Source organism: Streptomyces sp. NPDC004838 (assembly GCF_053600955.1).
Map to the genome: position 1 here is coordinate 23,056 of NZ_JBSGAW010000048.1, position 7,406 is coordinate 30,461.

6 protein-coding genes are annotated in these 7,406 nt (G+C 70.3%); 3 read left to right on the forward strand and 3 right to left on the reverse strand.

The window, feature by feature from the left end:
- Positions 1–104: 104 nt before the first annotated feature.
- On the reverse strand, positions 105–2,366 hold the full coding sequence (locus ACWEFL_RS34470) for an N-6 DNA methylase (protein ID WP_451720731.1): 2,262 nt from the start codon (positions 2,364–2,366) through the stop codon (positions 105–107).
- Between the two features lie 231 nt (positions 2,367–2,597).
- Here ACWEFL_RS34470 and ACWEFL_RS34475 point away from each other — a divergent pair, with 231 nt between their 5' ends.
- Both ACWEFL_RS34475 and ACWEFL_RS34480 read left to right on the forward strand, forming a co-directional pair.
- A complete protein-coding gene (locus tag ACWEFL_RS34475) occupies positions 2,598–3,452 on the forward strand; it encodes a DUF4352 domain-containing protein (RefSeq protein ID WP_451720733.1) in 855 nt (284 codons plus the stop codon).
- Positions 3,453–3,496: 44 nt separating this feature from the next.
- Positions 3,497–4,360 carry a hypothetical protein gene (locus tag ACWEFL_RS34480; protein WP_451720735.1) on the forward strand — a complete coding sequence of 288 codons (864 nt, stop codon included), beginning with the start codon at positions 3,497–3,499 and terminating at the stop codon, positions 4,358–4,360.
- 102 nt (positions 4,361–4,462) lie between these two features.
- On the opposite strand, the gene ACWEFL_RS34485 is transcribed toward ACWEFL_RS34480, so the two are convergent.
- Both ACWEFL_RS34485 and ACWEFL_RS34490 read right to left on the reverse strand, forming a co-directional pair.
- A complete protein-coding gene (locus tag ACWEFL_RS34485) occupies positions 4,463–5,083 on the reverse strand; it encodes a 2'-5' RNA ligase family protein (RefSeq protein WP_451720737.1) in 621 nt (206 codons plus the stop codon).
- 13 nt (positions 5,084–5,096) lie between these two features.
- The gene (locus ACWEFL_RS34490; RefSeq protein WP_451720739.1) at positions 5,097–6,557 is read right to left on the reverse strand and encodes a helix-turn-helix transcriptional regulator; all 1,461 of its coding nucleotides are present in this window, start codon (positions 6,555–6,557) and stop codon (positions 5,097–5,099) included.
- A gap of 409 nt (positions 6,558–6,966) precedes the next feature.
- On the opposite strand from ACWEFL_RS34490, the gene ACWEFL_RS34495 reads away from it, so the two are divergent.
- Positions 6,967–7,308 (forward strand): hypothetical protein, encoded by a 342-nt coding sequence (locus ACWEFL_RS34495; RefSeq protein ID WP_451720741.1) that lies wholly within the window; start codon positions 6,967–6,969, stop codon positions 7,306–7,308.
- Positions 7,309–7,406 lie beyond the last annotated feature (98 nt).

Genomic DNA, 7,406 nt, shown 5'->3' on the forward strand with positions numbered 1-7,406 from the left:
CCGGGTGCCGGTCGCCGTTCCAGCGCAGGGACCGCTGATCCCCGCGCCGCTCCGGGTGCCGCTCCGTGTTCAGGCGGCCGGTCGGGCCGACGCTCCCGTTCCGGTTACCGGTCGGGCTGCCGGTCGGGCCGTACGGTGCCGTCCGTGAGGCCGTCGTAGAGCCCCTGCACCAACTGCTCGCCGAGCCGCCCCGCGAGCCGCAGCGTGTCCTCGAACGAGGCCAGCGCGCGGAAGCGTTCGCCGTAACTCCGCTGGTCGGTCATGGGTACGCGGGGCAGTTGAAGACGGCGTACGTCGAGTCGCGTCGCCGTGGAGGCGTAGCTGCTGGCCTGCCGGGTACGGGCGGTGCCGCGCAGAAAGCCCGCGAGGAACCACGGGTCGAGCGCCTTCGGGTCGGGGCGCAGGAGCTGGAGGTTGCGGCCGAGTGCCGCGCCCGCGGTGGCTTCGTCGACGACGCGTACGACGGATCCGCCGCCGAGTACGGGTACGACGACGTCGCCGGTCTCGGTGCGTACGAGCTCCTCGTCCGGGCGGTCGTCGCCGTCGAAGCCCTCGGGAAGCGCGCCCGAGGGGGGCGAGGCGGTGAGGACGTCCTGTTCGGTGAGGACGGCGCCCTGGGACGATCCGGGCGAGGCCGACGCGGTGCCCGGCCGGATCACCAGCGCGCCCGCGCGCGCCAGTTCGCCGACGGTGGTCATCGGCCATGGCGGGGCCTGGCCGGTGACGGCGGGCGCGGGGGTGAGTTCGGCGGTGAGGCGGAGGGTGTCGGTGAGCCGTTCCCGTACCCGCAGGAGTTCGCCGGCGTCCTGCCCGGCGGCGGCGGGCGGGACATGGCGGGCGGGGGCCAGATCGACGTCGTCGTCGAGGAGTTCGATGACGGGGACCGTACGGCTGACCCCGGCCCGGTCCCCCGCGGCCGCCCGTCCGCCGTCCGTACGACCGTCCGCGCCCTTCCGGTCCCCCGCGCCGCCGGTCTCCTTGTCGCCCTTCCGGCCGGGCGCTGCGCCGTCGGCTCGGTCGGAGGACTTCCAGGCGTCGAGTACGGCGTTGTGCACGGCCTGCCAGTCGAGCCGGTCGCGCCCGCCGCCCGACCCGGCGAGGTCCGCCGCGTCGACGAACAGCAGCTCGGGCGAGGGGGGACGGGCCGCGTCGGGCTTGCGCAGCACCCAGAGGTGGAGCGGGATGCCGTACGGGGGCGCGGCCCCGGCGGGCAGCGCGATGACGGCCCGCAGCGCGCCTCGGCGCAGCAGTCCGGCACGGATACGGCGGCCGGAGCGGCGGGAGGCGGCGGCGGGCGGCATCAGAAGGACGGCGGTGCCGCCGGGGCGCAGCCGGGCCAGCGCGTGCTGGACCCAGGCCAGTTCGGATTCGGTGCGGGCCGGGAAGCCGTACTCCCAGCGGGGGTCGTAGCCGAGTTCCTCGTGTCCCCAGTTGCGTTCGTTGAACGGCGGGTGGCAGAGGACGGCGTCGGCGGACACCTCCGGGAAGGCGTCGGCTCGCAGGGTGTCGCCGGAGCGGGCGCGGACCGTGGCGTCGGAGTGCAGGGCGAGGCGGAGCGCGGTGAGCGCGGTGAGGTCGGGGTCGGCGTCCTGGGCGTAGAGGGCGGCGGGGTGTTCGACGGCCCGCAGGAGGGTTCCGGCGCCGGCCGCCGGGTCGAGCACGGTGCTGTCCGGGTCGGGTGCGGCGATGGCCGCCATGAGGGCGGCGGGGCCGGGCGGGGTGAGCGTGTACTGGCGGAGGTTGGCGTCCAGGAAGCGGCCGAGGAGGAACTCGTAGGTCTGGCGGGGGCCGAGTTCGGCGGCGAGTTCGCCGACGGCGCGGAGGAAGGCGGCGGTGTGCTCGGGGCGGGAGCCCTCGGCACGAGAGCCTTCGGTCCGGGCGCTGTCGGTCCGGGCGCTGTCGGAGCGGCCCGTCTCGATACGGATGCTCTCGGGGCGTACCGCGGTGACTTCCGTACGGACTTCCGTACGGTCGTCGCCGAAGCGTGAGCCGAGCACCTGCTCCAGAGCGGTCGGCAGCAGTTCGGCCATGCGCTCGTCCGAGCGTGAGGTCAGCTCCTGCCAGGTGGTCGGCCGGTCCCGTACGAGCAGCAGGGCGCAGCCCGCCCGTACGAGCGCGGTGGCGGTCGCAGGCTGGTCGGCGAGTTGCTGCCAGACGCGCTCGCGGAGGGGGACCTCGGCGAGTTTGCCCTGGTCGCGCAGCCACCGTTCGACGTCGGTGAGGGCGAAGGACGGGCTGGTCTCGGTGCCGCCGACCGGTTTGGGGAAGTCCGCGTGCCGACGCCGCCAGTTGCTGACGGCGGCCCGTCCCACTCCTGCGAGCCGGGCGATTCCCGCCGCGGTGACCTCGCTCGCGCTCTCCGGCACCTGACCGCCTCCGTGCTCCGTACCCGCTGCTCTCTGTCCCCCTGTTGTGTCGCCGATCATACCGACGGTTCCCGAGAGATCGCTTCACAGACGATGGAAAGCAAATCCTTGTGAACCATGTTGACTCGGTTCACAGGCTCTGGTCTTATTGACCCGCCGCTTCACGGGGTTCTCAACGTGCCCCCATCACACGGCCTCACACTCCATCGTCATGTCCGGGAGAGCACACCCATGTCCCACTCCATGCAGCAGCCCCAGTACGGCGACTCGACGCAGCCCGGCCAGTACGGTCAGTACGGTCCCCAGTGGGGTGGCCCCGCTCAGACTCCCCCGGAGCCGCCCGCCCGCAAGGGCGTCACCCTCACCGCGCTGATCCTCGGCGTCCTCGGCATCGTCACGGCACCGATCCCCTTCGTCTTCTGGCTCGGCGGCACCCTCGGCCTGGTCGCCCTGATCGTGGGACTGAGCGGACGCTCGAAGTACGGCAAGGCCGCGAGCACCGTCGGCGCGGCCCTCGGAGTGGTCGCGATGGTGCTCGCGATCGTCGGCGCGGTACTCACGTTCAAGGTCATGGACGACGCGGTGGACGAGTTCGACAAGTCGATCCGCGACATCAGCGCTTCGGCGGAGCCGAGCGGGGCGGCGGGCTCCGACGACAAGGGCAAGGCGAAGGGCAAGGGGGGCGACGGCGAGAAGGGCGGCCTCGGGGCCGGCGACGCCTCCGCCTACAAGGACGGCCTCAAGGTCACCGTCTCCGCGCCGAAGTCCTTCACCCCGAGCGAGGTCGCCGCCGGGCACACCGCGGGCAACAAGGCGTACAAGGTGACCGTGGTCATCGAGAACACCGGTACGAAGAAGTTCGACTCCACCCTGGTCCTCGCGGACGCCCGCGCGGGAGCGGACGGCGTCACCGCCGAGCAGATCTTCGACCAGAAGGTCGACAGCAGCTTCGACGGCATGATCATGCCGGGCAAGAAGGCCACGGTGACGTTCGGTTTCTCCGCCCCGGCCGACGCCAAGAACCTCACCGTCGAGATCACTCCGGGGTTCGACCACGACCCGGCCCAGTGGGAACTGACAGTCTGACGTTTCCCTTCCCAAGGACCAGCACCCCCTGGACGGAGAACCAGATGTCTGTCATCACCCCCTTCCGAGGTCGGCCCCTCGCGGTCGCGGCCCTCGCCACGGCGCTGGCTCTCGGCGCCACGGCCTGCCAGGACAACGGGGACGCGAAGGGGGCGAAGGAGCCGAAGGGACCGAAGGATTCGCAGAGTTCCAGCGGCTCCCCCGGCTCCCCGGACTCCGGCACCGCCGCGAGCGCGTCGCCGGAGTCCGCCGACGCCGAGGCGTTCCCGGGCAAGACCGGCTCCGAGATCGCCACGATGGCGATCGAGACGACCAAGAAGGCGACGTCCTTGACCGTCGAAACGGACATCAAGCTGGCTGAGGGGCCGCTGAGGGGCCGGATAGCCATGAGCACGCGGGGCGACTGCGTGGGCACGATGTCCCCCGGTTCGTCCGGCTCGTTCGAAATACTCAGGATCGGCAAGACCGCGTACATGCGGCCCGACGAGGCGTTCCTGCGGGATCAGGTCAAGGGAGAGCCCAAGGCGGACAGGGACGCGGCGGTCGCGCTGATGAAGGGCCGCTGGATGAAAGCGAACCCCTCCGATCCCGACGCCAAGGGCATGCTCGAACTCTGTGACCTCAACGTCGTGCTGCGCGAAGTCGTGGTCGACAGGAAAACGGCCATCCGCCGAGCCGGAGAGACCACGGTCGGCGGCCGGAAGGCGCTGAAGCTCGTCGAGACGGACGGCACCTCGACGGAGAGCCTGTACGTCGCCACGGAAGGCAAGCCGTACATCCTGAAGATCGAAGCGCAAGACGACCAGGAGCCGGGCACGGTGACCTTCTCCGCCTTCGACGAACCGGTCCAGGCGAAGGAGCCCGCGCCAAGCGAGATCCTCGACCTGGACAAGTTGGGGGCGTCGTAACGTCCGGCCCTCACCGCGCGAGGAAGGCCGCCACTGGGGAGCGGCCTTCCTCGCGCGTCGCCGTGTGTGAAGCCGCCGTGCGCGTGTCGCCTCCGGCGCGGGTCAGCCGAGGGGGATCCGGGTGTGTGGTTCCCACTCGTACATGCGACTGTCCCGGTGGATCACGATCAAGTCGGTGTGGGTGACGCGGGCGTGGGCATCCTGGATATCTGCTGCGGCGAGGGCAGCGGCCAGTGGGGCGGCCGGGCCAGTGCCGTTGCTGTAGCCGAGCGAGACGTGCGGGGTGAAGCCTTCGGCCCGCTCGGGGACCTCGGTCAGTACGTCACCGATCGCGGACCGGATGGCGTCGCGGACCGCGCGGACCGGGGCGTCCGGGTATACGGGCGCGAGGATCGCCTCGGGGTCGACCACGGGAGTGCCCAGGCTGATGTCAAAGGAGGGCAGGCCGGCCAGCCGCTGTCTCGCCGCCTCCGCGATGGCCGTCACGTCCTGTTCGGCAGCCTCGCCCACGAAGCCGATGCCCTGCGTGGTCAGGTGCAGCCACCGGTCGGGGATCAGGTCGATCCCGCCGACAGGGGCGAGCACCGCACGGCACTCGGCGGCGAACCGGTGAACGTCGGGCTGTCCGTCGAACGTCAGATGCCAGGTGTAGAACCGCCGCCCCACGCTCCAGCCCGGCCGCCACCACCAGTGGTCCCGCATGTACTCAGGCGCTGTGGTCATGTCCCCGATCCCATCAGGCCACACCCTCTCCTGACGAGAGGGCCAACCGCCGGGAGGCGGAATCCGCGCACCACTCTTCCAGGGCCTGCCTCGCGGCGACGGTCACCGATCCGGTGGCTGCCCTGCCTCTGGCCATGGCCTGGCCGAGGTCCTGCATCCGCTGGGTGATGGGGGCGAGGCGCTGCTCTGGTGGCATGGCGAGCACGGGGGCCAGCGCTTCCATAACACCATCTGGCTGATCGATTCCGATGATGGCTGCGGCTCGGGTGATGTGGATCTGCGCCTCGGTCCCATAGGCGCGACCCGGTTGCGCACGGAGTTGGTCGAGGGCCCACTCAGCGCTCGTGAGGGCATCGAGATGAGCGCCGATGCGCAGGTGCGCACCTGCGGTGTAGTTCTCCTGCCGGACTGTCGGGCAGGAGAAGATGCCACCGATGTCGTCCGTGCCCACGGGGTTCTCCCGTGCAACCACGGCGCGCTGCAAAGCGGCCCGTGTCTCATCTGCTACGCCAAGCTTGGACCATGCATCGGCCTCCTGGCAGGCCAGTAGCGCGCCAACGGTTCCCTGCGGGTGGTAGGCGCAGCCGCGCCGGGCATGGTTGATGGCATCCTTCAAGCGGCCGTCCCAGAACGCAATCTTGCTTCGGGTCGAGGCAATCCAGGCCCGCAGTTCGTTGTGCCCAGCCATCTCGGCACAGAGCCATGCAGTGCGGCCCTGCGTGTCGGCTGCGCGAAGGTTGCCCAGATCACTGGAGATCCAGGCCAGCAACCCACACAGATAGCCAGCGGAGACATACAGGTCCATGGAGTACTGCGGCGGGTGCTGTCCCTCTATGAGACTGAAAACGCGGTCGCGGAGCCTGCGCGTGCGGCCGAAAAGCTCAACTGCGTCACCCGTGAGGTAGTCGTCGGCAAGAGTCCGAACGTCGGCAAGGATCTGCTCCAGGGCTACCTCCCCCACATTGGTGGTCTCGGCCCATTGAGCCCACGTAGCGGACTCACTGGCAGCAGCGAGGACATCGTTTTCGCTCGGCGGTACTGTCGCGTGGGACGCGGGCGGTTCAATGAACTGCGCTACCTCCGAAGTGTGGTGCTGGAGGACGCGTATGTCGCTCTCTGGCATGGCCCGGTAGTCGTCCAAGTCGAGGAGGTCCTCGACCGTGCAGGCCAGCACCGTCGCGGCGGCAACGAGGACCGACAGGCTCGGTCGACGCGTGCTGGGGCCTGGCCACTTCTCCCACTTGCTGACAAGGGACGCGTCAGCGGCAATGGCTTGTCCGGGGCATGAGCTGATGCGTTCCGCGATCTCTTGCAGCGTCCAGCCATGGGCGTGACGCCATGCCTCACGCGGACGCATACGAAAGCGGACTCGCATCTCCACCGCAATGTCGGCGAGGCTGCACCCGGCGGTTGTCATCTCATGGCGCAGGGCGTCCCGTTCGCTCTTGGTCCCAGACCTGGCCTGTGGCGTCATCAGCTCTCCCTACGTGCAGGGGCGGTGTGCTCACCGTAGCCACCGGATTACCCAGAGGAGAGGCATTCCCGCTCCGCCTAGAGGCGCGATCCGCCCAGATCTCAGCCCGAAGTCCCACGTTCTTGCAGGTAAACGGGGTTCCGCGCTGCCAAAGAAGTTGGACAGCCGCGACCGTGACGACAGCGCCTCAAATTGCGACTGTTGAGGCATAGAGCTGACCTGACAGGGGGCAAATAGCCGTGATGACGATCGAGGTGTACCGGGTGGGCCCGGACGGGACGCGGTTGCCCGTCTCGCCGAAGGTGACGGTCGGTGATGAGGAGAGTCCGGTCCTGCCTCCGGAGTCGATGAGGGTCGCCGCGTTCCCGCCGTGTGTGTGCGTTCGGTGTGCTGGTGGGGAGGCGGCGCGATGATGGATATGCAGGTGTGGCGGGATGCCCGTGCCAGGGCCGAGGCGGCGGCGGAGGCGATCCGGAACGCGCTGGCTGGGCTGGAGTTGCCCGAGCGGGACTGGGGCTCGATCAGGCCGGTTGTCAGCGTGTCCGGGAGGAGCTACGTGCACGTAGGGGTGGTACGGGCGGACGCGGTGGAGCGGGTCGCCGACGCCCTTCGTGCCGCCGCTCCCCAGCCGAGAATTCCGGCAGAGTCGGTGGAAATGCGGTGGCTGGACACCGGCTCCGGGCCCGGCGTCATGGTGCCTGTGATCGCCGAAAAGCCCGCCGCCCGGCCGACGGGCGACGAACCCGGCTGAGAGACCACCCGCCCGCGACCCCCGGCGCGGACGGGCACCACGGCCCCGGCCTGCCGTGAACCCCGACACCCGGCAGGCCGGGGCCACCCCATCACCAC